At 62.7% G+C, this 24,998-nt stretch carries 25 protein-coding genes and 1 pseudogene; 14 read left to right on the plus strand and 12 right to left on the minus strand.

The genetic code is table 11. From position 1 onward, the window contains the following. Positions 1–326: 326 nt before the first annotated feature. The 4 genes and pseudogenes from GGR61_RS09200 to fabA form a co-directional block, all read right to left on the minus strand. Positions 327–995, minus strand: coding sequence for an SH3 domain-containing protein (locus GGR61_RS09200; RefSeq protein WP_184621207.1), 669 nt, complete (start codon positions 993–995; stop codon positions 327–329). A 93-nt stretch (positions 996–1,088) separates the two neighbouring features. After that, positions 1,089–1,426: pseudogene (locus GGR61_RS09205) on the minus strand (M3 family metallopeptidase); the annotation flags it as partial. 36 nt (positions 1,427–1,462) lie between these two features. Then, complete coding sequence (fabB, locus tag GGR61_RS09210) at positions 1,463–2,671, minus strand: beta-ketoacyl-ACP synthase I (RefSeq protein WP_184621208.1); 1,209 nt, start codon at positions 2,669–2,671, stop codon at positions 1,463–1,465. Continuing rightward, the gene (gene fabA / locus GGR61_RS09215; RefSeq protein ID WP_184408831.1) at positions 2,671–3,186 is read right to left on the minus strand and encodes a 3-hydroxyacyl-[acyl-carrier-protein] dehydratase FabA; all 516 of its coding nucleotides are present in this window, start codon (positions 3,184–3,186) and stop codon (positions 2,671–2,673) included. The genes fabB and fabA overlap by 1 nt, the downstream gene beginning before the upstream one ends. Positions 3,187–3,516: 330 nt before the next feature. Between fabA and dinB the strand changes: the two genes are divergently transcribed. Further along, on the plus strand, positions 3,517–4,596 hold the full coding sequence (dinB, locus tag GGR61_RS09220; RefSeq protein WP_184621209.1) for a DNA polymerase IV: 1,080 nt from the start codon (positions 3,517–3,519) through the stop codon (positions 4,594–4,596). 150 nt (positions 4,597–4,746) lie between these two features. Next, positions 4,747–5,397 carry a phosphoglycolate phosphatase gene (locus GGR61_RS09225; RefSeq protein WP_184621210.1) on the plus strand — a complete coding sequence of 217 codons (651 nt, stop codon included), beginning with the start codon at positions 4,747–4,749 and terminating at the stop codon, positions 5,395–5,397. Between the two features lie 305 nt (positions 5,398–5,702). Here GGR61_RS09225 and GGR61_RS09230 read toward each other — a convergent pair whose 3' ends face one another. From GGR61_RS09230 to GGR61_RS09245, 4 genes are all read right to left on the minus strand, one after another. Continuing rightward, complete coding sequence (locus GGR61_RS09230) at positions 5,703–6,527, minus strand: hypothetical protein (RefSeq protein ID WP_184621211.1); 825 nt, start codon at positions 6,525–6,527, stop codon at positions 5,703–5,705. A 200-nt stretch (positions 6,528–6,727) separates the two neighbouring features. Further along, positions 6,728–7,252: a hypothetical protein gene (locus GGR61_RS09235; RefSeq protein ID WP_184621279.1), complete on the minus strand. Its 525-nt coding sequence runs from the start codon at positions 7,250–7,252 to the stop codon at positions 6,728–6,730. Between the two features lie 485 nt (positions 7,253–7,737). Next, on the minus strand, positions 7,738–8,130 hold the full coding sequence (locus tag GGR61_RS09240) for a TfoX/Sxy family protein (RefSeq protein ID WP_184621212.1): 393 nt from the start codon (positions 8,128–8,130) through the stop codon (positions 7,738–7,740). After that, positions 8,127–8,609 carry a GAF domain-containing protein gene (locus GGR61_RS09245; protein ID WP_184621213.1) on the minus strand — a complete coding sequence of 161 codons (483 nt, stop codon included), beginning with the start codon at positions 8,607–8,609 and terminating at the stop codon, positions 8,127–8,129. The genes GGR61_RS09240 and GGR61_RS09245 overlap by 4 nt, the downstream gene beginning before the upstream one ends. Positions 8,610–8,726: 117 nt before the next feature. Between GGR61_RS09245 and bioD the strand changes: the two genes are divergently transcribed. After that, positions 8,727–9,401: a dethiobiotin synthase gene (bioD, locus tag GGR61_RS09250; protein WP_184621214.1), complete on the plus strand. Its 675-nt coding sequence runs from the start codon at positions 8,727–8,729 to the stop codon at positions 9,399–9,401. 297 nt (positions 9,402–9,698) lie between these two features. Here bioD and GGR61_RS09255 read toward each other — a convergent pair whose 3' ends face one another. From GGR61_RS09255 to GGR61_RS09265, 3 genes are all read right to left on the minus strand, one after another. Beyond that, positions 9,699–10,061: a phasin family protein gene (locus tag GGR61_RS09255; protein WP_184621273.1), complete on the minus strand. Its 363-nt coding sequence runs from the start codon at positions 10,059–10,061 to the stop codon at positions 9,699–9,701. Positions 10,062–10,254: 193 nt separating this feature from the next. Beyond that, a complete protein-coding gene (gene queD / locus GGR61_RS09260; RefSeq protein WP_184408822.1) occupies positions 10,255–10,608 on the minus strand; it encodes a 6-carboxytetrahydropterin synthase QueD in 354 nt (117 codons plus the stop codon). A gap of 593 nt (positions 10,609–11,201) precedes the next feature. Next, entirely contained in the window at positions 11,202–12,590 is a 1,389-nt protein-coding gene (locus tag GGR61_RS09265) for a DEAD/DEAH box helicase (RefSeq protein ID WP_104549301.1), read from the minus strand. Between the two features lie 307 nt (positions 12,591–12,897). On the opposite strand from GGR61_RS09265, the gene GGR61_RS09270 reads away from it, so the two are divergent. Together GGR61_RS09270 and maiA are read left to right on the plus strand one after the other, a co-directional pair. Next, positions 12,898–13,956 (plus strand): fumarylacetoacetate hydrolase family protein, encoded by a 1,059-nt coding sequence (locus tag GGR61_RS09270; protein ID WP_184621274.1) that lies wholly within the window; start codon positions 12,898–12,900, stop codon positions 13,954–13,956. Between the two features lie 43 nt (positions 13,957–13,999). Beyond that, positions 14,000–14,662 (plus strand): maleylacetoacetate isomerase, encoded by a 663-nt coding sequence (maiA, locus tag GGR61_RS09275; protein ID WP_184621215.1) that lies wholly within the window; start codon positions 14,000–14,002, stop codon positions 14,660–14,662. Positions 14,663–15,140: 478 nt separating this feature from the next. On the opposite strand, the gene GGR61_RS09280 is transcribed toward maiA, so the two are convergent. Continuing rightward, positions 15,141–16,274: a PilT/PilU family type 4a pilus ATPase gene (locus GGR61_RS09280; protein WP_184408820.1), complete on the minus strand. Its 1,134-nt coding sequence runs from the start codon at positions 16,272–16,274 to the stop codon at positions 15,141–15,143. Positions 16,275–16,372: 98 nt separating this feature from the next. On the opposite strand from GGR61_RS09280, the gene GGR61_RS09285 reads away from it, so the two are divergent. The 9 genes from GGR61_RS09285 (at position 16,373) to GGR61_RS09325 (ending at position 24,961) form a co-directional block, all read left to right on the plus strand. Beyond that, positions 16,373–16,756 (plus strand): DUF4398 domain-containing protein, encoded by a 384-nt coding sequence (locus tag GGR61_RS09285; RefSeq protein ID WP_326520625.1) that lies wholly within the window; start codon positions 16,373–16,375, stop codon positions 16,754–16,756. After that, on the plus strand, positions 16,753–17,643 hold the full coding sequence (locus GGR61_RS09290) for a hypothetical protein (RefSeq protein WP_184408819.1): 891 nt from the start codon (positions 16,753–16,755) through the stop codon (positions 17,641–17,643). The genes GGR61_RS09285 and GGR61_RS09290 overlap by 4 nt, the downstream gene beginning before the upstream one ends. A gap of 352 nt (positions 17,644–17,995) precedes the next feature. Beyond that, positions 17,996–18,214 (plus strand): YdcH family protein, encoded by a 219-nt coding sequence (locus tag GGR61_RS09295; RefSeq protein WP_168957165.1) that lies wholly within the window; start codon positions 17,996–17,998, stop codon positions 18,212–18,214. A 229-nt stretch (positions 18,215–18,443) separates the two neighbouring features. Next, positions 18,444–19,814 carry a pyridoxal-phosphate dependent enzyme gene (locus GGR61_RS09300; protein ID WP_184621216.1) on the plus strand — a complete coding sequence of 457 codons (1,371 nt, stop codon included), beginning with the start codon at positions 18,444–18,446 and terminating at the stop codon, positions 19,812–19,814. Between the two features lie 88 nt (positions 19,815–19,902). Continuing rightward, positions 19,903–21,099 carry a cystathionine gamma-synthase gene (locus GGR61_RS09305; protein ID WP_184621217.1) on the plus strand — a complete coding sequence of 399 codons (1,197 nt, stop codon included), beginning with the start codon at positions 19,903–19,905 and terminating at the stop codon, positions 21,097–21,099. Continuing rightward, complete coding sequence (locus tag GGR61_RS09310; RefSeq protein ID WP_184621218.1) at positions 21,096–21,935, plus strand: ABC transporter permease; 840 nt, start codon at positions 21,096–21,098, stop codon at positions 21,933–21,935. The genes GGR61_RS09305 and GGR61_RS09310 overlap by 4 nt, the downstream gene beginning before the upstream one ends. Further along, complete coding sequence (locus GGR61_RS09315) at positions 21,925–23,289, plus strand: ABC transporter ATP-binding protein (protein ID WP_184621219.1); 1,365 nt, start codon at positions 21,925–21,927, stop codon at positions 23,287–23,289. The genes GGR61_RS09310 and GGR61_RS09315 overlap by 11 nt, the downstream gene beginning before the upstream one ends. After that, positions 23,286–23,903, plus strand: coding sequence for a CatB-related O-acetyltransferase (locus GGR61_RS09320; protein WP_184621220.1), 618 nt, complete (start codon positions 23,286–23,288; stop codon positions 23,901–23,903). The genes GGR61_RS09315 and GGR61_RS09320 overlap by 4 nt, the downstream gene beginning before the upstream one ends. 8 nt (positions 23,904–23,911) lie before the next feature. After that, positions 23,912–24,961 carry a class I SAM-dependent methyltransferase gene (locus GGR61_RS09325; protein ID WP_184621221.1) on the plus strand — a complete coding sequence of 350 codons (1,050 nt, stop codon included), beginning with the start codon at positions 23,912–23,914 and terminating at the stop codon, positions 24,959–24,961. Positions 24,962–24,998: the final 37 nt, after the last annotated feature.

A 24,998-nucleotide genomic window follows, 5' to 3' on the forward strand; every position in this document is an offset into this window, starting at 1 on the left:
GCCGGTTCTTCCGGCTGCACCGCGCTCATAGGGCGAGCTTCGCTGGCGGGAGGTGGATCGGCCAGGGTGCTTGACGCAGTTCAAGAGCGGCTTACAGCGCCAATGCGCCCGTAGTCAGGCGCTGTGTTCGGAGTCGGCATGTACCACGCACCCGCTCCGGTTCCGGTGCGCGCCTCTTGCCGCCGACGATTGTTCACAAGGTTTCGATCCCCCGCCAGCATCGAACCGCTGCATTCCACAGCGTTCGATGCGCGCATGGCTGAGGCACGCCATGCACGCGCCATGGCGGACCGCCCGCCGCTCGCGTGTTCGAACCCATCGCCTGGCTAGTAGCTTGCCTTGCGACATGCCGTCGCCGAGGCTTCGCTCACCGGGCCGCGGCCTCGTACGTTCTGCTCGGCGCGGGCCTTGTCGATGCACTCCCGCTCGGCTTGCTCGGCACGCTCTCTCTTGGCCCCCTCCTGCTTCGCCCGCTCGGCCTCGGCCCGGTCACGTTGGATCCGCTCGCTGTCTGCGCGTGTTTCTGCCTTGGTACGTCTTGCGATGGAGGGCTTGCCCATCGCCGGCAGGCCCTCACCGGGGGCGAGGATCTCCAACTCCGGCGCGCTGCCCGGCGTATGCTCGCGCCAGAGCGCGCGTTCGCTCTCGATGGTCCAGTCGCGGCCGCTGTAATGGGCATTCCAGTACGCATCCAGCGAAAACCCAACGCTCGGCACAACGCGGGTCGCAACGCCACCGTTGAGGGCGATGGCCTGCGCAGGCATCCAGCCGCGCGCATCTGCCGAGCGCACGTCGCACCATTGGCGATTGTTGAAGCAGCCGTAGACCTTCAGCGCCCCGCCAGGCTGGACCTCGCCCACACGTCGATACTCCTCGGCAGGACCTGCGCGCAGGCCGGCCAGGCTGCTGGCATGCCCGGCGTGCTGCGCCGCCGCCGGCACCGCCACCGCCACAAGCATCAACCACAGTACAGTCAATGACGGACGTCGCTTCATTGCGCTCTCCTTGTGTCCTGATCAATGTATGCGATGCGGCCATGCCGGAATCGCACTGCCGCGACGACCACCTCGCTGCGCGCCTGTTGGCCACTGACGCATGGTGAACATGTCGCTCTGGAAAGTGCGTGCGGCCAGCAGCCGATCGAACAGATTGCGTGGCAGCGGCTCGCCGGTCTGCACGCGAGTTGCACACCAGATACACCAGCGGCGTCTGCACGCCGTTGGCGGTATCACGGCGGTTGGAACTGGCCGACCAGCGCGCCCTGCGCATCTTGCAGACGATAAAAGCGCACGTCCTCACGCCAGACCGGCGCGCCATCGGGTTTGACGGTCAGGCCATACAGGCTGTGGATCACATCGAACAAGCCGGCCAGCACCTTCGGCTCGGTGAAAGACGGCTTCACTTCTTGTTCGGAGACGCTGTTCTGCACTGGCACCCGGCAATCAATACCGCCGCCGCGTCCTCACACCCGGCCGAATACCAGCGTCGCGTTGGTGCCGCCGAAGCCGAAGCTGTTGGACATCACCGTGTTCAACGTGGCGTCCTGGGTTTGTCGCAGGATCGGGAAGCCTTCCGCACGTGGGTCGAGTTCGTCGATATGCGCCGAGCCGGCCATGAAGCCGTCGCGCAGCATCAGCAGGCTGTAGATCGCCTCATGCACGCTGGCCGCGCCCAGCGAGTGCCCGGACAATCCCTTGGTCGAGGACAGCGGCGGCACGTTGTCGCCGAACACCTCGCGCACCGCGCCCAGCTCGGTGACATCGCCCAACGGTGTGGAGGTGCCATGGGTGTTGAGGTAGTCGATCGGCTGGCTGAGGCCTTGCATGGCCATCTGCATGCAGCGCACCGCGCCTTCGCCGCTCGGGGCGACCATGTCGGCGCCATCGGAGGTCACGCCATAGCCAAGCAGTTCGGCATGGATGCGTGCGCCGCGGGCGATCGCGTGGTCGTAGTCTTCCAGCACCAGCATGCCGCCGCCGCTGCCGATGACGAAGCCATCGCGCTGCGCATCGTAGGGGCGCGAGGCCACTGCAGGGCGATCGTTGAAGCCGGTGGACAACGCGCCCATCGCATCGAACATGACGCTCATGGTCCAGTGCAATTCTTCGCCGCCGCCGGCGAACATCACATCCTGCGCGCCGTGCCGGATCAGATCGGCGGCCGCACCGATGCAATGCGCCGACGTCGCGCAGGCGGCCGACAGCGAATAGCTCAGGCCACGGATCTTGAATGCGGTGGCCAAGGATGCGGACACCGCCGAACACATGGTGCGCGGCACCATATACGGGCCCACCTTGCGCACGCCACGGTTGCGCAGCAGGTCGGCGGTTTCCACCTGCCACTGGCTCGAGCCGCCACCGGAGCCGGCAATCACGCCGGTCCGCAGGTCGCTGACCTGCGCAGCATCCAGACCGGCATCGGCAATCGCATCTCGCATGGCCAGGTACGCGTAGGCAGAGGCATCGCCCATGAAGCGCTTGAGCTTGCGGTCGATCAGGCTGTCCAGATCCAGCGCCACCGCGCCGCCGACCTGGCTGCGCAGGCCGGCCTCGGCGTGATCGGGCAATGCGGTGATGCCGGAGCGGCCTTCACGCAGTGCGCTTGAAACGGTGTCCAGGTCATTGCCCAGACACGAGGTAATGCCCATTCCGGTGACGACGACGCGGCGCATCAGAAATTCTCCGTTGAAGTGAACATGCCTACGCGCAGATCCTTGGCGGTGTAGATCTCGCGCCCGTCCACCAGCATGCGTGCATCGGTCTGCGCCATCACCAGCTTGCGGTTGATCACGCGGCTGATATCGATTTCGTAGCTCACCAGCTTGGCGCTCGGCAAGACCTGGCCGGTGAACTTGACCTCGCCGCAGCCCAGCGCGCGGCCACGGCCGGCTGCGCCGATCCAGGTGAGGAAGAAGCCGGTCAGCTGCCACATCGCATCCAGGCCCAGGCAACCGGGCATCACCGGGTCGCCGATGAAGTGGCAATCGAAGAACCACAGATCGGGGCGCACATCCAGTTCGGCGCGGATCACGCCCTTGCCGTACGCACCACCGGTGTCGTTGATCTCGGTGATGCGGTCGAACATCAGCATCGGATCGTTGGGCAGACGCCCGCTGTCGGGCCCGAACAATTCCCCGCGCGCGCTGGCCAGCAACTGGTCACGCGAGTACGCATTTTGACGAGTCATCACGAACATTCCTGCAAGCAGCGATAAGGCCAAGCCCGCAAGGGTGCATGAGGGCGCGCGGTTCAATCAAACGTTTTATCCGTACGCATGCGTGCTGTTTTCCGCCGTTTGCGTGGCGTCGCAGGCAATCTGTGCCAGCGGATCGATGGCGCGCCACACCTCATGGCATGCAGCCGTGAGACTGGGGCGGGGAGGCGCAGGACCCGCAGCCAACGGCTTGCGCATGTGGAGTTGCGTCGCGGTCGCGCTCGCCAGGCGCGCTGCCAGCTCAAGGCATGAGACGCGGCTGATTTATCATGGATGGCCTATCGGTGGAGAGACGCCAGTTTGATGCGCAAGATCGTGCACGTGGACATGGATGCGTTCTACGCGTCCGTGGAGCAACGTGACGATCCTTCGCTGCGCGGCAAACCGGTGGTGGTGGCCTGGCGCGGCGCGCGCTCGGTGGTCTGCGCGGCATCGTACGAGGCGCGCACCTTCGGCATTCGTTCGGCCATGCCGGCGATCCGTGCCGAGCGTCTGTGTCCGGATGCGGTCTTCGTGCCGCCGGATTTTGCGCGTTACAAGGCGGTGTCGCGGCAGGTGCGCGAGATCTTTCATCGACACACCGATCTGGTCGAGCCGTTGTCGCTGGACGAGGCTTATCTTGATGTCACGCACGCCAAGACCGGCATGCAGTTGGCTACCGAAATCGCGCAGCTGATCCGTGCCCAGATCCGCGAGGAAACCCAGCTCACCGCGTCGGCCGGCATCGCACCGAACAAATTTCTCGCCAAGATCGCCTCGGACTGGCGCAAGCCCGATGGGCAGTTCGTCATCGCGCCCAGCCGTGTGGATGCATTCCTGCTGCCGTTACCGGTCAATCGCATTCCCGGCGTCGGCAAGGTGATGGACGGCAAGCTGGCCGCGTTGGGCATCGTTACCGTCAGCGATCTGCGGCTGCGTCCCCAGGAAGAATTGCAGGCCCATTTCGGCAGCTTCGGGCAGAGCCTGTATCGCCGGGCGCGCGGCATCGACGAGCGCCCGGTGGAACCGGATCAGGAGGTGCAGTCGGTGTCGTCGGAAGACACCTTCAGCGAAGACATCGCGCTGGAGGCGCTGGATCCGCACATCCTGCGCCTGGCCGAGAAAACCTGGCTCGCCACGCGACGCACCGAGCGTATCGGGCGCACGGTGGTGCTGAAATTGAAGACCTCCAATTTTCGGATTCTGACCCGCTCCTACACGCCCGATCAGCCACCTGCCTCGCTCGATGCATTGGCAGAGATTGCACTGGCGCTGACCCGACGGGTGGAGTTGCCGGACGACACCCGATATCGGTTGGTCGGTGTGGGACTGAGCGGTTTCAGCGATGTGGAGCAGGGCGCGGTGCAGGGCGACTTGTTCGGCGATGTGCCGCAGGCGCAGTGAGCGCACCGCGTTGTGCATGCAGTACCGCTGCCTGGGCGTGCTACCCGCATCCGACGCAAGTGGGGACATTCCGCTTGCCTCCCCGGCGGTGACACGCGCTGAATCCTGCACTTCGTACACTGCAGTCCGCTCCCACACGAGGCTGTGCGCATGTTTCCGTATTCGCTGGTGATCTTCGACCTGGATGGCACGCTGGTGGATAGCGCACCCAACATCGCCGAAGCGCTCAATGCCACCTTGCAGGAGCTTGGGCTGCAGCAGTTCAGCGAGGCGACGATCCGCAGCTGGATCGGCGAAGGGGTGCACGTGCTGCTCGCCACCGCCTTGCGCCAAGCCGGCAGCACGCACGATGCCGACACCGAGATGCCGGTGATGATGCGTCACTACGCGGACTGCCTGTTGCACAACCCGCAGCTGTATCCCGGTGTTGCCGAGGCATTGGCCAGCCTGCGCGAGGCCGGCGCCACATTGGCGTTGTGTACCAACAAGCCAGCGCGTTTCATCGCGCCGCTGCTGGAGCATCTGGGCATCGCAGCGCATTTCAGCAGCGTGCTCGGTGGCGATTCGCTGCCGCAGCGCAAGCCCGATGCGGCGCCGCTGCTGCACCTGGCCAAACACTTCCAGCACACGCCGCAGCAGTGCCTGATGGTCGGCGATTCGGCCACCGATGCGGCCGCCGCAAATGCTGCTGCGATGCCGCTGGCGATGGTGCGTTACGGCTATCTGCGCGACTTCGATGTGCAGACCTCCGGTGCGGTGGCCATTGTCGATGACATGCGGCAATTGCTTGCGTTGCAGTAGCCGGCCAGCAGCGTCGCCGCATATTCAACACATCGCCAATGACGGCAAGAAGCCGCAGACCTGTAGCAGTGCTGCAGCTGCCCTTGCCGCATCGAATGGATGCTTTCCGCGCGACACCCGTATCTGCAAGCAGCAGGCACTGTGCACGCCTGTGACAGTGACGCACTCTGATGCATCGATATCACTGGTCGCCTCACATGCGGCTTTTTAGGCTCTGGTTCGACCATTGGGCAAACGGGATGGTGGCTTTCTGGAGTCACTGGCTGCGGCAATGTCCCTTTCCGGTTTGCTTTTCTGGTGTGACATCAGTCCTCGGGTTCGACGCCGATGTCCCAGCGTGTGGGCCAATCACCAGTGCGTTCGTGCATGGCCTCAACAAGAAGTTTTACCGATAGGGCAGGATCGCAAGGTGGCCGTTCGAGCACGTATGTGATCTGGTTGTCTTGGGCGTCCACCTCGAAACTCAGTCCGGCTCGTCCCGACGCCACCAGTTCAGCGGCGCTCATTCCGGGGTTATAGCCGCCCCACATGTTCAGATCATGCGCAGCATTGAGAAAGTGATTGGCGAAGTTCAGATCCGCCTGGGCTAAAGGCTTGCTATATGCAATCGAAAACTGGAAGAAGTGGTAGCCCGGCCAGTCATACTTTTGGTCTTCAACCCAGTCCTGCGGCCATTCGGATGCAAGGTCTTCATCGTCGGGAGGAAAGTCTCTCAGGCGTGCTCCCATAAACACGCCAGCGTCTTCGTTGGCTGCCTCGAGTGCTCTTTGGAGCTTTTCAGACGACATCGCTTCGGGAGCATCGGTGTAGAAAATGGCTTCTCTTATCGTGGTAGAGCGTTCGGATTCGTAATCCTGACCGAAATCTAGAAGGTTAAGAACGATCGCCCGGTCTAGGTCGGAAACGGAGACGCTCGCGTCAACAAGCACTTCGATACTGTTGTCTTCGGCTGTCCGATAGGTCGAGATCGCCTGTCCTCGGCCCAATATGCCGTTTAAATAGCGCGACGTCATCGTGTCAGGGAATTCGTTGATGAGTGCTTCCGGGGTAAATCGCTCGTCCAGGATCAACCGGCAGATCGAGTCTGCCGATAAAGGCCGGAATGACACGGGGAAGTTGTACTTTCTCATGCGCAGTGGTTCCTCGTAACGATGTTGGCCTGTTGCACGCGTAGCGAGATGGCGTCATTGCATCGCCAGGTTCAGAATTTACTGCGTAATCAGCGCAGTGTACCGTTTGGTTGCAGCTTGCTAAGCGCTATCTGCATGATTTCGAATCACGGATGCGTTTCCAGAACCGTGGGGTTCGTCATCTTGGCGTGATGCGGAATTCAATCTGCCTCGTTCGTGATTTCGATCAGATGCTCTGCTTTGAACATCTCGCGGCCTGGTCGGAAAAGCCTCAGTTTCGGCCAGGTAAAGCCGGCGTTTTTACTCTTGAAAACAGGAGGCTTTCCTTTTGGGCTGTACTCGATGACAAAGCCAATGAGTTCCAGTCCGAGCGAAGGCATGATGACGCTATGGTGGTACCAGAAGACCGACCCTGCCGCCCTTCCGAGCGTAGAATAGACGTGCTTTGGGGCATCCCGGAAGATCGACACGTCCTGGAATCGGACATCGATGATGTCAGACTTTCCGATTGAGAGATACGTCAGGATTCCGTCCTGAAATGAGCAAACTGGTGAGCCGCGATCACGAAACTGGTTAATTGCCAGACTGCCATCCGTTAATGTCTCTTCGGTGGTTTCATCGATGGGGCCCATGACATTCTCAAATTCGGCAACCTGAGCCTGTGTCATGCCGAATTCCAGCGGTCCCAAACCTTTACGAGGGTTGACGGTCCAGATTGCACTCACCAAGCGTCTCCTTTGTTGTTCACCTGCAGGGGGCTAAAACGCATTCTTCCAATTCTTCACTGGGACACGGTGTCAGCGCCGGAGCGTCTAGCGTAGGTGCCAGGTTGCGTTGCCGACGCGCTGGAATGTAACAGCACATAATTTATCTGTCGTGAGCGGGGCGCCGTTCGAACCGTGGTGCATATCCGCCTTCGATAAAAACGAAGGTTGCCAGGTCTGCAGGGATTTCAGGACCGTAAGTCACACCATCGTAGCCGGCGGCGAGCATCCCCCGGGCTTCAAGAACGACTGAAGAGCTGCGATGCAGCCCCCAGGCGGGCGTGGACGGCTGCCCGGAATCGGCATGCATCGCGTGGACGCTCCGGCTCTGAGTGCGTGGTGCGCGCCCACATGACGGCTGCTCGCCAAGGTCGCGCCCTGGTCAGCGCGGGTGCCTGGCTGCAGGTGCAGCGCGTGGTCGATCGCGCACTGCGCCGCACCAACCCTCAGTCGTCCTGCGTCTGGTCCGGTATCGCAGCATCGTCGTCTGCTTCGAGCATGTCGCTATGCGTGTCGTCGTTCTCCGCCCGTGCGTAATGCACGGTTTCCACCGGCCCACCGACTGCGCGGCCGCGTACCGGTAACAGCGCACTGACCGCTTCGTATTCGGCCAGCAAGGCATGCCGACGCGCTTCCGGCACATCCTGCCAATGGCAATCGGTCAACGCGCCTTCCAGCGAATACAGCAGGTTGAGGCTGGGCTTGAAGCCGGCGCGGCGCACCTTGACGAAGGCGCCCACCGCTCCCACCGCCTGCAGGTCCTGCTGCGTGCGCAAGCCGACCTGGCGCAGCCAGGCCGCGCTTTTCGGGCCGATGTTGCGCAGCCGTTCGGTGGTCATGTCAGCGCGCCGACGAAGACCTGCGCAATGGCTTCCAGGCCGCGCTGGTCGTCGGCATCGAAGCGATCCAGTTCCGGGCTGTCCAGGTCCAGCACGCCAATCAGCGCATCGCCCTTCACCAACGGAATGACCAGCTCCGAGCGCGAGGCCGAATCGCAGGCGATATGCCCGGGGAAGGCGTCCACGTCGGCGATGCGCTGGCTCTGCCGGGTGCTGGCGGCCGCGCCGCACACGCCCTTGTCCAACGGAATGCGCACGCACGCCGGCAAGCCCTGGAACGGGCCCACCACCAGCTCGCGGCCATCGTGGAAATAGAAGCCGGCCCAGTTGAGCGACGGCAGCGAATGGAAGATCAGCGCGGCCAGATTGGCGGCATTGGCGATCCGATCCGGCTCGCCGTGCACCAGTGCCTGAGCCTGGGCGGTGAGCTGGGCATATTGTTCCGGCTTGCTGCCGGTCAGCGAAGAGGTTGCGAACATGGCCGAAGTTTAGCAGCGGCCATCCGCAGCGGCATTGCGACTCAGCCGCGCGTTCGGGTCCGCGCGCTATGCTGCGCGCCCTCAGGGCAATGGCGGCGCGGCCGCAGGAACGCATGCATGCAGCACTCGGCGTTGTATGTCACCGGCACCGACACCGGTATCGGCAAGACCATGGCCAGTACCGCGTTGCTGCACACGCTGCGCGCACGCGGGCACTCGGCGGTGGGGATGAAACCGGTGGCCAGCGGCTGCGAGAACACGCCGCACGGCTGGCGCAACGAGGACGCGCTGGCGTTGCAGGCCGCCAGCGCTCCGCAACCGGACTACGCCACCCTCAATCCCTACGCCTTGCCCGCACCGCTGGCGCCGGAACTGGCCGCCGCCGACGTCGGCGTGACCTTGTCGCTGGAGCCGATCGCCCAGGCCTTTGTGCAATTGCGTACCCAGGCCGAGGTGGTGGTGGTCGAAGGCGTCGGCGGCTGGGCCGCACCGTTGAGCGCCGACCTGGACCAGGCCGACCTGGTGCGCGCGCTCCAGCTACCGGTGGTGCTGGTGGTCGGTGTGCGGCTGGGCTGCATCAATCATGCGCGCCTGACCGCTGCGGCCATCGCTGCCGATGGGCTGGACTGCATCGGCTGGATCGCCAACCAGGTCGATCCGCAGATGGAGCGTATCGAGGAGAACATCGCCATGTTGCGCCAGCGCCTGGCGATGCCGTGCTGGGGGCGTATTCCATGGCGACCGGATGCCGATGCCGCCATGCAGGCACACGGGCTGCAATTGCCGATCTGAGTGAGGCCGGCAAGTTGGCGATTGCGTAGCGGCCAGGCCACCGCTGCCGCTGGTTTCAACGGGCAGACAACGCCAAGCGCTGCAGGCATCGGCGACCAGCCAGCGTCTGTGTCCCAGACGTCGTCGGCACACTCGGTCGTTGGGCGCACTGCACCGTGCCGCCATGCGCCACAGGCCGCAACGGCAGCACGGGACCCAACGTGTGGACAATAAAAAAGCCCGACAGAGGGAGGGATCTGTCGGGCCGGATTGCATGGGGGGAGGGACCCATGCAAAGACGCTGAATTTTGGTGGCCGTTAGGTGCGCCGGGTCTTGCCTGTGTTCGCGGGCTCGCTGTTGGCGTCGAACTGCTGCTTTGCCAACGCGCCAAATGCATCGGACGCCTTCAACCCCAGACCGACAACTTCCTGATTGGCCGAGGCCAGACGTTCCAGGTTGTCGCGTGCCAGTTGCAGTCCCTTCGGCAACAGCGCCTGGTAGGCGCTCACGTCGCTGGCCTGTGCAAACTCGCCAAAGAAGCTGGTGGTTGCACTGACGTTGCGTTCGAGCGTCTTCAACTGCAGGCCAAACGCGTTTTCTGCGTGTTCCATCGCCAACTGGTTGGCGCGTGCCGCGGCGGAAGCAAAGCTGTTGAAGCCGTTTTCGAACTGCGCCGACATTGCGAACCCCTTGGGGAATGCGGTGACCGTCTGTTGCGTTGCAGCATACGCAGATACTGCTGCGATGCAACAAGTTTGCTGAAAATTTCCAGAACAGCTGTGGAAGTATCGAAAATTCAATAATTTAGCGCTGCCCCAGAAAACGCCAAGGCCGCCCGGCAGGCGGCCTTGGGTCACACGGTGCGCTGGTGGATCAGCCGCGGTAGCGGCAGCCGGAAGTGCAGGTTTCATGCACCACGATCTCGCTCAGCGCGGGCAGGACAGGCTTGAGTTGCTGCCAGATCCAGATCGCCAGACGCTCGCTGGTCGGGTTCTCCAGCCCTTCGATGTCGTTGAGGTAATGATGGTCGAGGCGGTCGTAGATCGGCTGGAAGGCGGCCTTGATGTCGCCGAAATCCATGATCCAGCCGGTCTCGGCATCGGGTTCGCCGCTGACATGCAGTTCGACCCGGAACGAATGCCCGTGCAAACGGGCGCACTTGTGGCCGGGCGGCACATTGGGGAGCCGATGCGCGGCTTCGAGCGTAAAGACTTTGAAGATATCCATGCGCGGCATTGTAAGTGCGCCAGCGGTCATGCGGCCGCTGGCGACGGCAACGTTGTGGTGCAGGTGTGGCCGATGCGGGCAGCTCCCGGTGCTCGATGGCGTCGCACCCACGCATTGCAGGCCGCGGCGGGTTGGTGCTTGGCATCCCGGATCCGGTGTATGACGCTGCCTGGACACCGCAGGTATCCATCCGTGCGCGGCCACTGCAGTCGGTCAGGCGTCAGCGGGACACTGCCGGGGAAAACCGGCAGCCATCTCGGCTTGCCGGTGTCGCGTCACAGGCGAGCGGCATGCTCGATCGGATCACGCAGCCAGACCATGAACGGCGGGCTGACGGTGGGCGTTTCGCTGCGGCCGCGCAGCGCCAGTGGTCCTTGCCGGCGTCCTCGCGCACGACCGAGGCGAGCGCCTTCCCGTTGCGCCGCGCTGGCTCGCATCGGCTCGCAGGCCGGTGCGACCGGCGCATTGCAGCCATGGATGGACAGCGCGGACCGCCCCGGCGACAGGTCGCCCACAAAAAAGCCGCCCCGAAGGGCGGCTTTTTCTGTCAGTTCACCGCATGCCTGGGCGCCGGATACACCGGCGCGCAGGATTCAGCGCGTGCCGCTCGGACGCTGGCCGCCACGGCCACCGTCGCGACGGCCTGCGCCGGCACCGGCGGCAACACCGGCCTGACGCGGCCCGCTACTGCGCTGGCCACCCGGCTTCTTCGGGCCGGCATGCGCATGTGCCTGACGCGGTGCATCGCCATGCGGACGACGGGCGTGGCTCTTGCGCGGCGCGCGATCGCCACCCGGCTGTTCGGCACGGCCCGGGGCGCTGTTGCCCCAACGGATCGGGGTCTGCGGCTCGTAGCCCGGCACGTCGCGGATTTCCACGTCGCGGCCCAGCATGCGCACGATCTGGCGCAGCAGCTTGGCTTCGTCCTGCGCCACCAGCGAAATCGCTTCGCCGGTGGAGCCGTTACGGCCGGTGCGGCCGATACGGTGCACGTAATCCTCGGCCACCATCGGCAGGTCGTAGTTGATGACCTTCGGCAGCTGGTCGATATCGATACCGCGCGCGGCGATATCGGTGGCCACCAGCACGGTCACGCGGCCGGCCTTGAAGTCGCTCAGGGCACGCATGCGCTGGCCCTGGCTCTTGTTGCCGTGGATCGCCGCGGTCTTGATGCCGGACTTCTCCAGGAACAGCGCCAGCTTGTCGCTGCCGTGCTTGGTGCGCGCAAAGACCAGGGTCTGCTCGCGGCTGTCCTGCGCCAGCAGGTGCAGCAGCAGGTCGCGCTTGCGCGCGCCATCGACCGGGTGCACGCGGTGGGTGATGCTCTCGGCCACGGTGTTGCTCGGGGTAACCTGGATCTGCATCGGGTTGCGCATGAATTCCAGCGCCAGCTGCTTGATGTTCTCTTCGAACGTCGCCGAGAACAGCAGGGTCTGACGGTCCTGGCGCGGCAGCTTGGTCAGGATGCGCTTGATCGACGGCAAAAAGCCCATGTCGAGCATGCGGTCGGCTTCGTCCAGGATCAGCACTTCGATGCCGGACAGGTCCACGCTGCGACGCTCGATATGGTCGATCAGCCGGCCCGGGCAGGCGATCAGCAGATCCACGCCACGACGCAGGGTGTCGAGCTGGTTGCCCATGCCGACGCCGCCGTAGATCACCGCGCTCGGAATGCGCAGGTACTTGCTATAGCCACGCAGGCTGTCGTGCACCTGGGTGGCCAGCTCGCGGGTCGGGGTCAGGATCAGCGCGCGCGGCTTGCGCGGGCCGTTGACCGGCTGCGGGGTGGTGCCCAGGTGCTGCAGCAGCGGCAGGCCGAATGCGGCGGTCTTGCCGGTACCGGTCTGTGCGCCGGCCAGCAGGTCGTGACCGGCCAGCACCAGCGGGATCGCCTGCTGCTGGATCGCAGTGGGGGTTTCGTAGCCCTGCTCGGCCAACGCGCGCAGCAGGAAGGGCGCAAGGCCCAGGGATTCAAAAGACATCAGGAAGCTCCAAGTAAAGCGTTGCCGCCAGGACGGGCCCGGAGCGCAGACGCATTGCAGATGCAAAAAGTGAGGCTCGGAGCGTTCCCGTGAACCGCGCTGCGAGATGGTGGAACAACCCAATCAAAGAGCGATGGGTTTGTCGGCACCACGAAAGGCGTCGGGTGGGGCGGGCGAGCGGATCGATCGATCCTGGCCTCGCCGGCTGTCCCTAAGGGAAACGGACGGCCGCATGCAGACCCGGCAAGTGTACGCGCGTTTGGCGCGCTGCACAAAAGGCGAGTTCATCGGTTGGGCTACGGGTCAGTTGTTTCAGTTGCAACCACTGTGGCGGCAGGTCGTACAATCGGCCGATCAGCCACAGCACAGGATGGTCATGAAGCTAGGTTCCCTGAAGGAAGGCGGCCGCGATGGCAGCCTGATCGTGGTCTCGCGCGACCTGAAAACGGCGGTCCGCGCCACCGGCATCGCCGCCACGCTGCAGCGCGCGCTGGAAGACTGGAGCAATGTCGCGCCACGGCTGAATGCCTTGTCGGCCTCGCTCAACGAGGGCAGTGCCGATGGCGTGTTCGACCTGGATCTGCAGGCATTGGCCGCGCCGCTGCCGCGCGCCTACGAGTTCGTCGACGGCAGCGCCTACCTGCCGCATGTGGAGCGCGTCCGCCGCGCACGCAATGCCGAGGTGCCGGAGAGCTTCTACACCGACCCGCTGATGTACCAGGCGACCAGCGCGGGTTTCTACGGCCCGCGCGACGCGATCAAGGTCATCAGCGCAGACCACGGCATCGATCTGGAAGCCGAACTGGTGGTGGTCACCGACGATGTGCCAATGGGCGCCTCGCCCGAGTTGGCGGCAGCGCACATCCAGTTGGTCGGCCTAGTCAACGACGTCTCGCTGCGCAACCTGATCCCGGCCGAGCTCGCCAAGGGCTTCGGTTTCGTGCAATCCAAGCCGCGCTCGGCGCTGTCGCCGGTGTTCGTCACGCCCGACGAATTGGCCGATGCGTGGCGCGACAACAAAGTGCATCTGCCGCTGGTGACCCACGTCAACGGCGCCTGGTTCGGCGCGCCGGAAGCGGGCAACGACATGCAGTTCGACTTCGCCCAGTTGATCGCCCACGCCGCCAAGACCCGGCCGCTGTCGGCCGGCACGATCGTCGGCTCCGGCACCATCGCCAATCAGGACACCACGCTGGGCGCTTCGTGCTTTGCCGAGCAGCGCGTGGTGGAAACCCTGCGCGACGGCAAGCCGAGCACGCCCTTCATGGCGTTCGGCGACGTGGTGCGGATCGAAATGTTCGCCGCAGATGGCGCCAGCATTTTCGGTGCGATCGAACAGCGCGTCGAACGTCAACCGCTGCCATGACATCGGCGCAGGTCTCTGCAGAAAACCGTGCACGAGGTCGTCTATGAGTGTGCAACTGGAACTGTTTTCGTACTGGCGCTCCAGCGCTGCCTATCGCGTGCGTATCGGCCTGCAGTTGAAGGGGTTGGCCTATGTTGCGCATCCGGTGCATCTGGTGCGCGATGGCGGCGAACAGCATGCGCCGGCGTATGCGCAGCTCAACCCGCAGCAACTGGTGCCCACGCTGCGGCATGGCGCGGTGGTGATTCCGCAGTCGCTGGCGATCCTGGAGTATCTGGAAGACGCGTTCCCGGACAGTGCGCCGCTGCTACCCGCCGCAGCGGCCGAGCGCGCCCGCGTACGTGCGCTGGCGCAGGTGATCGCCTGCGATGTGCACCCGCTCAACAACCTGCGCGTGACGCAGTTTTTTGAACGGCAATGGCGCCTGGATGCTGGGCAACGCCAGGGGTGGACGCGGCACTGGATGGAGTGCGGATTTGCAGCGCTGGAAGCGCAGTTGGCCAACGATCCGCACACCGGCATGTTCTGCCATGGCAACAACCCGGGCCTGGCCGATTGCGTGCTGATTCCGCAGCTCTACAACGCGCATCGGTTTGCGGTGGAACTGAGCCCGTATCCGACCTTGCAGCGGATCGAACAGGCGTGTCTGGCATTGCCGGCATTCGACGCGGCGCGGCCGGAAACGCAGCTGGATGCCGGGGTGTAGTGGTTGGGGTTTTCTGCGCCCTCATCCGCCCTTCGGGCACCTTCTCCCGCGAAGCGGGAGAAGGGAGGCGCCAGGAGCGGAGAGCTAAAAGCTAAGACCTAAAATCCAAACCCCAAACCCCAAACCCCAAACCCCAAACCCCAAACCCCAAACCCCAAACCCCAACGCCAAACGCCAAACGCCAAACGCCAAACGCGAAGCCAAGGGCCGAATCCAAGCCAGAAGGCAGAGGCCTTGTCTTCCCTTCTCCCGCCTGCGGGAGAAGGTGCCCGAAGGGCGGATGAGGGCCGGGCGCAGTTGAGGGGCCAGTGCGCACCGAAATGACCGACGCACACCCACGCGCATCGGCAAACCAGCCCGCCGTTCAAACCCCATCGCCGCAACTGCAGGCGACTACCCGCGATACGTTGACCCTGCCCTTCTCGCTGCGCTCTGCAACAAGGCAAGGCAACACCCAGCCACCAGATACACCGCCCTGCTAACTGAACCCGTGGCTGATCTGCGGTGACGCAGGCGATTCGTAATCCGCGTACGGGTCGTGCTCGCCGGAGCCGCCTTCGGACAGGCGGAACTTCAGCGCCAGGCCATCGCGCGAGTCGGCGGCGCGGAGCGCTTCTTCCTGCTCGATTTCGCCGGATTTGACCATGCGGAACAGGCATTGGTCGAAGGTCTGCATGCCTTCTTCCAGCGACTCTTCCATCGCCTGCTTGACCTCGTGCACCTGGCCGCGCCGCAGCAGGTCGCGGATCATCGGGGTGTTGAGCAGCACCTCGGTGGCGGGACGGCGGCGTCCGTCCACGCCCTTGACCAGGCGCTGCGACACCACGGCGCGCAGGTTCAGCGCCAGATTCATCAACACGTTCTTGTGCGCGCTTTCGGGGAAGAAATTGAGGATGCGCTCGATGGTCTGGTCGGCGTTGTTGGAGTGCAACGTCGCCAGGCACAGGTGGCCGGTTTCGGCGAAGGCGATGGCCGCCTCCATGGTCTCGGCATCCAGGATCTCGCCGATCAGGATCACGTCCGGCGCCTCGCGCATCGCGTTCTTCAGCGCGCTCTGGAAGGCATGGGTGTCCAGGCCCACCTCGCGCTGGTTCACGATCGACATCTTGTGCTTGTGCAGATATTCGATCGGGTCCTCGATGGTGAGGATGTGCCCGGTAGTGGTGCTGTTGCGGTGGTCGATCATCGAGGCCAGCGAGGTCGACTTGCCCGAGCCGGTGGAACCGACCACCAGCACCAGCCCGCGCGGGGTCATGATGACGTCCTTGAGCACCTGCGGCAGGTTGAGCTCTTCGATGCTGGGAATCCGGCTGCGGATGGCGCGGATCACCATGCCGACCTCGCCACGCTGCTTGAACACGTTCACGCGGAAGCGTCCGGCGTCCTGCAGGGCAATGGCCATGTTGAGTTCCAGCTCGCGCTCGAACTGCGGTACCTGGCCTTCGTCCATCAACGAGTAGGCGATTTTCTTCACCATCCCCGGCGGCAGGCCCGTATTGCCGAGCGGGTAGAGCTTGCCTTCGATCTTGATGTACACCGGCGCGCCGGTGGTCAAGAACATGTCCGAGGCGTTCTTCTCGGTCATCAGCTTCAGGAAGTAGCCGATATCCATGCGCAATGGTTCCCCAACAAACAGCAGCGTCTCGTTGCAAGTCCGCCGCAGGCTTCCGACAATGGCCGCGATCGAGACTTCTCGCTACGGCTCCCCTAATGACGGCTAGCTTCGCATACTTGCGGCGATCCCTGTGTGGCATCGCCTGTTTCATGGTTCTTTCCTCTCCGGTTGCCGCCCAGGTGGCGCCGGAGCTCACCGCTGCCGAACAGGCCGTGCAACGCGCCACCCAGGCCGATGCCGACCAATACGCCCCTGATCTGGTCAATCTGGCCCGCCAGGAATTGATGCAGGCCCAGCAGGCTCAACTGGACAGGCGCCAGCGCAAGCAGGTGCCGCAGATCGCGCTGCGTGCGGCCGCCGATGCCGATCTGGCCAAGGCGCGCAGCGAAGAAGCTGTGGTCAGCGCCCAGCTGGAACAGCGGCGCAAGGAAGTGGCGCAGTTGCAGAACAGCCTCAACACCGGGGAGGGCGGCCGATGAACCTGCGTCCATTCCTCTACATCGGTGTGCTGAGTCTGGCGACATTGCCGCTATCGGCGATGGCCGCCAAGGACGACCCGCAGGCCGACGCGCTCAACCGACGCCTGGCGATGCTGCAGAACGATCCGCAGACCAGCGAGGTGGCCCGCTTCGAGCGGCTGCAGGCGCAGCAAAGTGTGGCCGCCCTGGCCGAGGCCAAGCGGCGCGACCGCGACGAACTGGTGTTTCTGGCCGATCGTCGGGTCGAGATCGCCGAGCTTACTGCCCGCACGGCGCTGGCGCGGCGCGAACTGGACCGGCTGGAAAGCACCCGCAACGATCTGCTGATCGAAGCCAGTCGCCGTGATGCCTCGCGCGCCCGGCAGGAGGCCGAGCGCCTGCGCGTGCAGACCCAGATCCAGGCCGAAGAGGCCGAGCGCATGCGTCAGGCGGCCGAGCAGGAAACCCTGGCCCGCCAGGACGCCGAGCTGGCGCTGACCAGCGTGGCCGGCAAGCAGACCGCCAAGCTCAATGCGGCGCAGCAAAAGGCCGTGCAACTGGCGCACGAAGAAGCCGAACTGGTGGCCGGGGCGAAACTGCCGTCTGCCAAGTTCGATAGCCGCGGCGAAGTGTTTTCGTTGGGCAGCGGTGCGTTCGGCGGCAAGGCTGCATTGTCTGGCGATGCCACAGGCCAGGCCAAGGCGTTGGCCGAGTATCTGAACATCGGCAAGAAAGGCCGGGTCAGCATCGTCGGCTACGACACCGATCCCGCAACGGCCAAGAAGCGGGCAGAAGCCGTGCGCGACGCCCTGGTTGCCGCCGGTGTCGCCAGTGCACGGGTGCAGGTCAGTGGCACCAAGGCCGCAGCCAGCAAGAGCCGCGCTGCCGAGGTCGTTGTCGCGCCATGATGCAACTGTTTGGAAGTTAAGGGCTTTTAACCCGGGCATGACGCCCGGTTGAACCGCGGTCACTGATTGGTACAGGGAACGGCAAAAGCGGCCGTTCCGGCCTTGAACCCCCTCCGCGACCGGCGTAGGGTCGTACATCCGGGCAGCAACTCCGCTGCCTGGATGTACGGAGGGCCGGGCCAGTGACGCAAGGGCGCGCATCAACGCAATCGGGTGGAAAGGTGTCTGGTTCTGCCTGTGCGCTTGCCGTTGTGGTCCTTGCTGACGTGATCCGCGAGTCTTCCATCCCCAAGCAGCGCCCCGTGCCGCCAGCGGCCGGGGCGTTCTTGTTTTAAGTGAAGGAGGTAACGCCATGTTCGAAGGGCAACCGCAGACCGAAATCGACGCATTGGTCAAGTCCGATCCCGAGTTCAAGCAGCTCTACCAACGCCACAAGCTCTTGAACAAGAAATGCATGGATGCCGAACTCGGGGTGCTTCCCATCGATGACGTGACCTTGGGCCAGATGAAACGCGAGAAATTGCAGGCCAAAGAAAAGCTCACCCGGATGTACGACCAGCGCACCCACTGATCCTTCCCCACCGTTAGAACAAGTTCACCGTCGCGGGCGGTGGCGGCCTCCTCGTCGGCTTGCCACCGTCCGCGTCTTTTGTTCTGCGTGGCTGCGGCGCGTTGCGCGCGTTTGCCGAGCCCGCTTGTTCATGCGCGGGCGCGTTCGCTTCCAGCCTGAGTGAGCATTCCCTAGCCGTTCGTCGGATAATGGGCGGCCAAGCCCCGCGCGACGCAGTGACATATCCCCGATGGCGATCCATTCCTCCGTACTCGAACTGATCGGCAACACGCCGATCGTCAAGGCACAGCACCTGGACACTGGCGTCTGCGAGCTGTTCCTCAAGCTGGAGGCGGCCAACCCCGGTGGCTCGATCAAGGACCGCATCGGTCTGTCGATGATTGAAGCGGCCGAACGCCGTGGCGATCTGAAGCCCGGCGCAACCCTGGTCGAAGGCACCGCCGGCAACACCGGTCTGGGGCTGGCGCTGGTCGCGCAGCAAAAGGGCTACCACTTGATCCTGGTGGTGCCGGACAAGATGAGCCGCGAGAAGATCTTCAACCTCAAGGCCATGGGCGCCCAGGTGGTGCTGACCCGTTCGGACGTGGCCAAGGGCCATCCGGAGTACTACCAGGACCTGGCCGCCAAGATCGCTTCCGACACGCCCGGCGCCTACTTCATCAACCAGTTCGGCAACCCGGACAACCCGGCCGCGCACGAATTCGGCACCGGTCCGGAAATCCTGGCGCAGATGGACGGCGACCTGGACGCGATCGTGTTCGGTTGCGGCAGCTCCGGCACCATGACCGGGCTGTCGCGCGCCTTCGCCACGGCCTCGCCGCGTACCGAACTGGTGCTGGCCGACCCGGTCGGCTCGATCCTGACCCAGTACATCGAAGAGGGCACAGTCAGCGAAAAGTCCGGCAGCTGGTTGGTCGAGGGCATCGGCGAGGACTTCCTGCCGGATATCTCGGATTTTTCGCGGGTCAAGAAGGCCTATTCGATCAGCGACGCGGAAAGCTTCCACACCGCGCGCGAGTTGCTGGCCAAGGAGGGCATCCTGGGCGGCTCGTCCACCGGCACCCTGCTGGCGGCAGCACTGAAGTATTGCCGCGAGCAGACCACGCCCAAGCGCGTGCTGGTATTCGTCTGCGATACCGGTAACAAGTACCTGTCCAAGATGTACAACGACTACTGGATGCTGGACAACGGTTTCCTGGAGCGCCCGCAGCACGGCGATCTACGCGACCTGATCCTGCGCCCCTACAACAAGCGCGACACCGTGGTGGTCGGCCCGAAGGACCTGCTGACCACCGCCTATCAGCGCATGAAGCTGTATGACGTCTCGCAGCTACCGGTGATCGACGACGGCGAGCTGGTCGGCATCGTCGACGAAAGCGACGTGCTGCTGCATGTGTATGGCGACGAGGCGCGCTTCCGCGACCCGATTTCCACCGCGATGGTCAGCAAGCTCGATCGCCTGGATGTCGCCTCCCCGATCGAAGCGCTGCTGCCGGTGTTCGATCGCGGCCAGGTCGCCATCGTCATGGACGGCAACCAGTTCCTGGGCCTGATCACCCGCATCGATCTGCTCAACTACCTGCGCCGTCGCGTGCAGTGATCGCGCAAGCCCGCGCGTGTCAGTGAGACGCGCGGCATTGGCCGTTCAGACCTGCTTGTTACAATTCGCCACTTTTCCGGGAACCTCCATGTCCAATCGCACCACAACTAGCCACGATGGCGAGCGCGAACTCTCGCTTGCCACGCGGGCGATCCATGGAGGGCAGTCGCCGGACCCCAGCACCGGGGCAGTGATGCCGCCGATCTACGCAACGTCCACCTATGCGCAATCCAGCCCGGGCGAGCATCAGGGCTTTGAGTATTCGCGCACCCATAACCCCACGCGTTTCGCCCATGAGCGCTGCGTCGCGTCGCTGGAGGGCGGTACGCGCGCGTTCGCATTCGCCTCCGGCATGGCCGCCACCTCCACGGTGATGGAATTGCTGGACGCCGGCAGCCACGTGGTGGCGATGGACGACCTGTATGGCGGCACGTTCCGTTTGTTCGAGCGCGTACGTCGCCGCACCGCCGGCCTGGATTTCAGTTTCGTCGATCTGACCGATGCGGCCGCCTTCGAAGCCGCGATTCGTCCCGACACCAAGATGGTGTGGATCGAAACCCCGACCAACCCGATGCTCAAGCTGGTCGACATCGCTGCGATTGTCGCCATCGCGCGCAAGCACGGCCTGCTGATCGTGGTCGACAACACCTTCGCCTCGCCGATGCTGCAACGCCCGCTCGGATTGGGTGCCGACATCGTCGTGCACTCGGCCACCAAGTATCTCAACGGTCACTCGGACATGGTCGGCGGCATCGCGGTGGTCGGCGACAACGCCGAACTGGCCGAACAGATGGCTTTCCTGCAAAACTCCATCGGTGGCGTGCAAGGCCCGTTCGACAGCTTCCTCGCCTTGCGTGGCCTCAAGACCCTGCCGCTGCGGATGCGCGCGCATTGCGAGAACGCGCTGGCGCTGGCCCAGTGGCTGGAAACCCATCCCGCCGTCGAGAAAGTGATCTACCCCGGCCTCGCCTCGCACCCGCAGCACGCGCTCGCCACACGCCAGATGTCAGGTTTCGGCGGCATCGTCTCGATCGTGCTCAAGGGCGGCTTCGACGCAGCCAAGCGGTTTTGCGAAAAGACCGAACTGTTCACCCTGGCCGAGTCCCTCGGTGGTGTGGAGAGCCTGGTGAACCATCCGGCTGTGATGACCCACGCCTCCATTCCGGTAGAACGGCGCACGAATCTCGGCATCAGCGATGCGCTGGTGCGGCTGAGTGTGGGCGTTGAGGATGTGGGGGATTTGCGGGTGGATTTGGAGCGGGCGCTCAGTGGAGCTGCCACATGAACCAAATGATGTCTTCTTCCATCGCTGCCTCGGGTTCTCCCTCGGCAATGGTGCGCAGCTTTATCAGCAATCGCGTGCTCATTTACCAGCTGGCCAAGCGAGAAGTCATCAGCCGGTACCGCGGCTCGCTGATGGGCCTGGCTTGGTCGTTCTTTAATCCGCTACTGATGCTTGCCGTCTACACGTTTGTGTTTTCGGTCGTTTTCAATGCGCGCTGGGGTGTGGAGACGGCGCATAAAGGCGATTTCGCAATAATTTTGTTTGCGGGAATCTTGGTGCATGGCATTTTCGCGGAATGCGTGAATCGCGCTCCTACCTTGATTGTAGGAAATGCGAGCTACGTCAAACGTGTCGTGTTTCCGCTAGAAACGCTTCCCTGGGTGGCAATGGGGGCGGCGCTGTTTCACGCGATGGTATCACTTGCGGTATTGCTGCTTGCGCAGTTGTTGATCCGCGGAACGTTGCCCGTGACAGTAATGTATCTCCCACTGGTGCTGTTCCCGTTGGTGATGCTGACGATGGGGTTGGCCTGGATGCTGTCTGCACTCGGTGTTTTTGTGCGCGACATTGGGCAGATGACCGGCATTTTGACAACAATATTGTTGTTCCTGGCGCCAGTTTTCTACCCTGTCACTTCGCTGCCCGAGGGCATTCGTAAGTGGATCTACCTCAATCCGCTCACCTTCATCATTGAGCAGGCGAGGAATGTGCTGATATGGAATGTCGCGCCCGATTTTGTCGGGTTGTCTAAGTACACAGTCTTTGCCGCGTTCTTGGCTTGGCTTGGCTATCTCTGCTTTCAGAAGCTGCGCCGAGGATTTGCCGATGTCATCTAAACAATCAGTCGAAAATCAGGCAGAGTTGGCGATCCGCGTATCGGATGTCACGAAATGTTTTCAGGTCTACTCGCAACCGCAGGATCGGCTCAAACAGGCGATCCTTCCGCGTCTGTCACGTTTCTTGGGCAAGCCTGGTCATATTCATTATCGAGAGTTCTGGGCGCTCAAGGGCGTTAACTTCGAAGTGCGTCGTGGCGATACGGTGGGCATCATTGGGCGTAACGGATCCGGTAAGTCCACCTTGCTGCAGATCATCTGCGGCACCCTGCAGCCAACCACCGGCGAGGTTGCTGTGCGTGGCCGTGTCGCCGCATTGCTGGAGCTCGGCGCTGGCTTCAACCCTGAGTTTACGGGGCGCGAGAATGTGTATATGAGCGCGTCAATCCTCGGCTTGTCACGCGAGGAGGTCGACAGCAAATATGACGACATCGTTGCATTCGCCGATATCGGAGACTTCTTAGAGCAGCCGGTCAAAACATACTCAAGCGGCATGTACGTGCGACTGGCATTCGCTGTGATTGCTCACGTAGACGCCGACATACTGGTGATCGACGAAGCCTTGGCGGTAGGTGATGCCATCTTCGTGCAAAAATGTATGCGCTTCCTGCGCAAGTTCCGCGAAAACGGCACGCTCCTGTTCGTCAGTCATGACACATCTTCCGTGCTGAATTTTTGCCAGAGCGCCGTCTGGCTGGATCGTGGTGAAATGCGTATGCATGGCACGGCGCAGGATACCTGCAACGCTTACATCGAATACTGCTCCCAGGAAGTTTATGGTGACACTGTTAAATTGCAGTCGCGCCAAGCAGAAAAAGGCGAGAAAAAGACACCGTCTCCGGTGCGGATTGAAAAGGATTTGAAGGTTGAGCTGTTCGACAACGTAGCCAACTCCGGTGGATGGCAGTCTGGCGTTGCCAGTATCGACTCGGTGACACTCTGCAATGATCGAGGTGAGCCCTTTACTTCTTTCGCCGGTGGCGAAGACGTTGTATTGAAGGTTCGGGCCACTGCACACCAACCGCTCGAAAGCCCGCTAATCGGTTTCTTCGTAAAGGACCGTCTCGGTCAGTCGTTGTTCGGCGAGCACACCTATACCTACGTGCAACCGCCCATGCAGGTCGAGGCCGATACCGGTTTGGAAGCTTCCTTCCGCTTTACCTTGCCACTTTTGCCCAATGGCGAATACTCCATGACGGTGTCCATTGCTGATGGAGATCCGTATGCCAACACCCAGCATGCCTGGCTGCATGATGCGGTCTTGATTCGTGTTGCATCGCCCCGTTTGCGCTATGGATTGGTGGGTATTCCGTTCGATGAGGTGACGATGAAGCGGACGGGCACCACAACATGAGCGACCTATCTGCTCAGCCGTCCGTGACCGAGGACTATGGATTCATTCCGCCCTTGATGACGAACGACCCGCGCATTTCCATCGGTCGCTTCACATACGGAACTCCGCAATTGAAAGTGTGGAGTGAGGGAGAGCGCATTGATATTGGTGCATTTTGTTCGATCGCCGATGATGTGCTTATCTTCGGTGGCGGCGAACATCGTCTGGACTGGATTACCACTTATCCCCTGCGGATTGCACTGAACTCCCCGGGTGCCGGTCAGGACGGGCACCCGCACACCAAGGGTCCGACAATCATAGGCAATGACGTGTGGATCGGGCACGGCGCCATGGTGGTTTCCGGCGTGACCGTGGGTGACGGTGCATGCATCGGCGCTGGGGCGGTTGTCAGCAAGGATGTGCCGCCCTATGCAGTCGTCGCTGGTAATCCCGCGCGCGTGGTGCGCATGCGCTTTGACGAGAAGGTCATCGCGCGATTGTTGGCGATTCGTTGGTGGGACTGGCCGATCGAAAAAATCCGTGCTTTCGAGTCCCTTCTGTGCTCTGGCGATATTGGTGCTTTTCTAGCGGCTGCATCACCCGGTAGGGATTCCATTTCTTCTTTCGATAATTAGACGGTTTCATGATCAATTTTCCATTAACTTCCAGCATGCTGGTCGCTCCACGATCGGTGCCCTTCAGTGCGTGGCTGGGGCATGTTCCCTTCGCATCTTGGCTTGTGGAGCAGCTCCGTCCACAGTCAATCGTGGAGCTCGGTACGCATAGTGGTGCATCCTTTCTCGCCTTCTGTCAGGCGATTGAAGAGCAGGAGCTTACGTCTCGCGTATTCGCAGTCGATAGTTGGGAGGGCGACGAACACGCCGGATTTTATGGCGACGATATCTATAACGAATTACGCGACTATCAACAGCGGAATTATCCCGGAATTTCTGAGATGTTGCGGATGCGCTTTAATGAAGCGCTTGGCTACTTTGCCGATGACTCTATCGACCTGTTGCACATTGATGGGTTGCACACCTACGAGGCGGTTCGCGAAGATTTTGAGACGTGGCTCCCCAAGCTTACCAAGCGTGGAGTTGTGCTATTCCACGATACGTGTGTGCGAGAGCGCGGCTTTGGCGTTTGGCAGTACTGGGCTGAAATCAGCCAGCAATATCCTGCATTCGAGTTCACCCATACGCATGGGCTTGGTGTGCTTTTGGTTGGCGACCAACGTAATCCCGCGTTATTGGAACTGGCAGGGGCCGCTGCGGCGGGCGCGTTTGCGCCGATCAATCGCTTATTCGACGTGCTTGGTCGCAACATCAAAAACATTGAAGAACTCGCTCGTGTCTACGCCGGACTCGAAGATGCGCGGGGCCAAGTTGTACACCTGACACAACAGGTTGAGACGCAGCAGCAACAGACTCAGCAACAGGTTCAGCAACTTGAGCAACAGGCTCAACAGCACGCTCAGCAGTCCCAGCAGCATCTCCTGCATGCCCAACAGTTGGAGCAGCAGGTTCAGCAGCTTTTACGGGATTCGGTGGCTTCTGAAGAGCTGCAGCGAAAAATTGCCGAAGAACGGACACAAGCTATCAATGAGATCAAGGCCATGGTGATGCCGCGTTTAGAGAGTAATGATCAAAAGCTGGATAAGGTGCTTCTGCAACAGCGCTGGTGGCGTCGCTGATCAGGACATGAACTTACCGCGCGCCTTGGCAGCAGAC

Origin of the sequence: Xanthomonas sp. 3058, from assembly GCF_014199765.1 — a bacterium.
GTDB lineage: Bacteria > Pseudomonadota > Gammaproteobacteria > Xanthomonadales > Xanthomonadaceae > Xanthomonas > Xanthomonas campestris_B.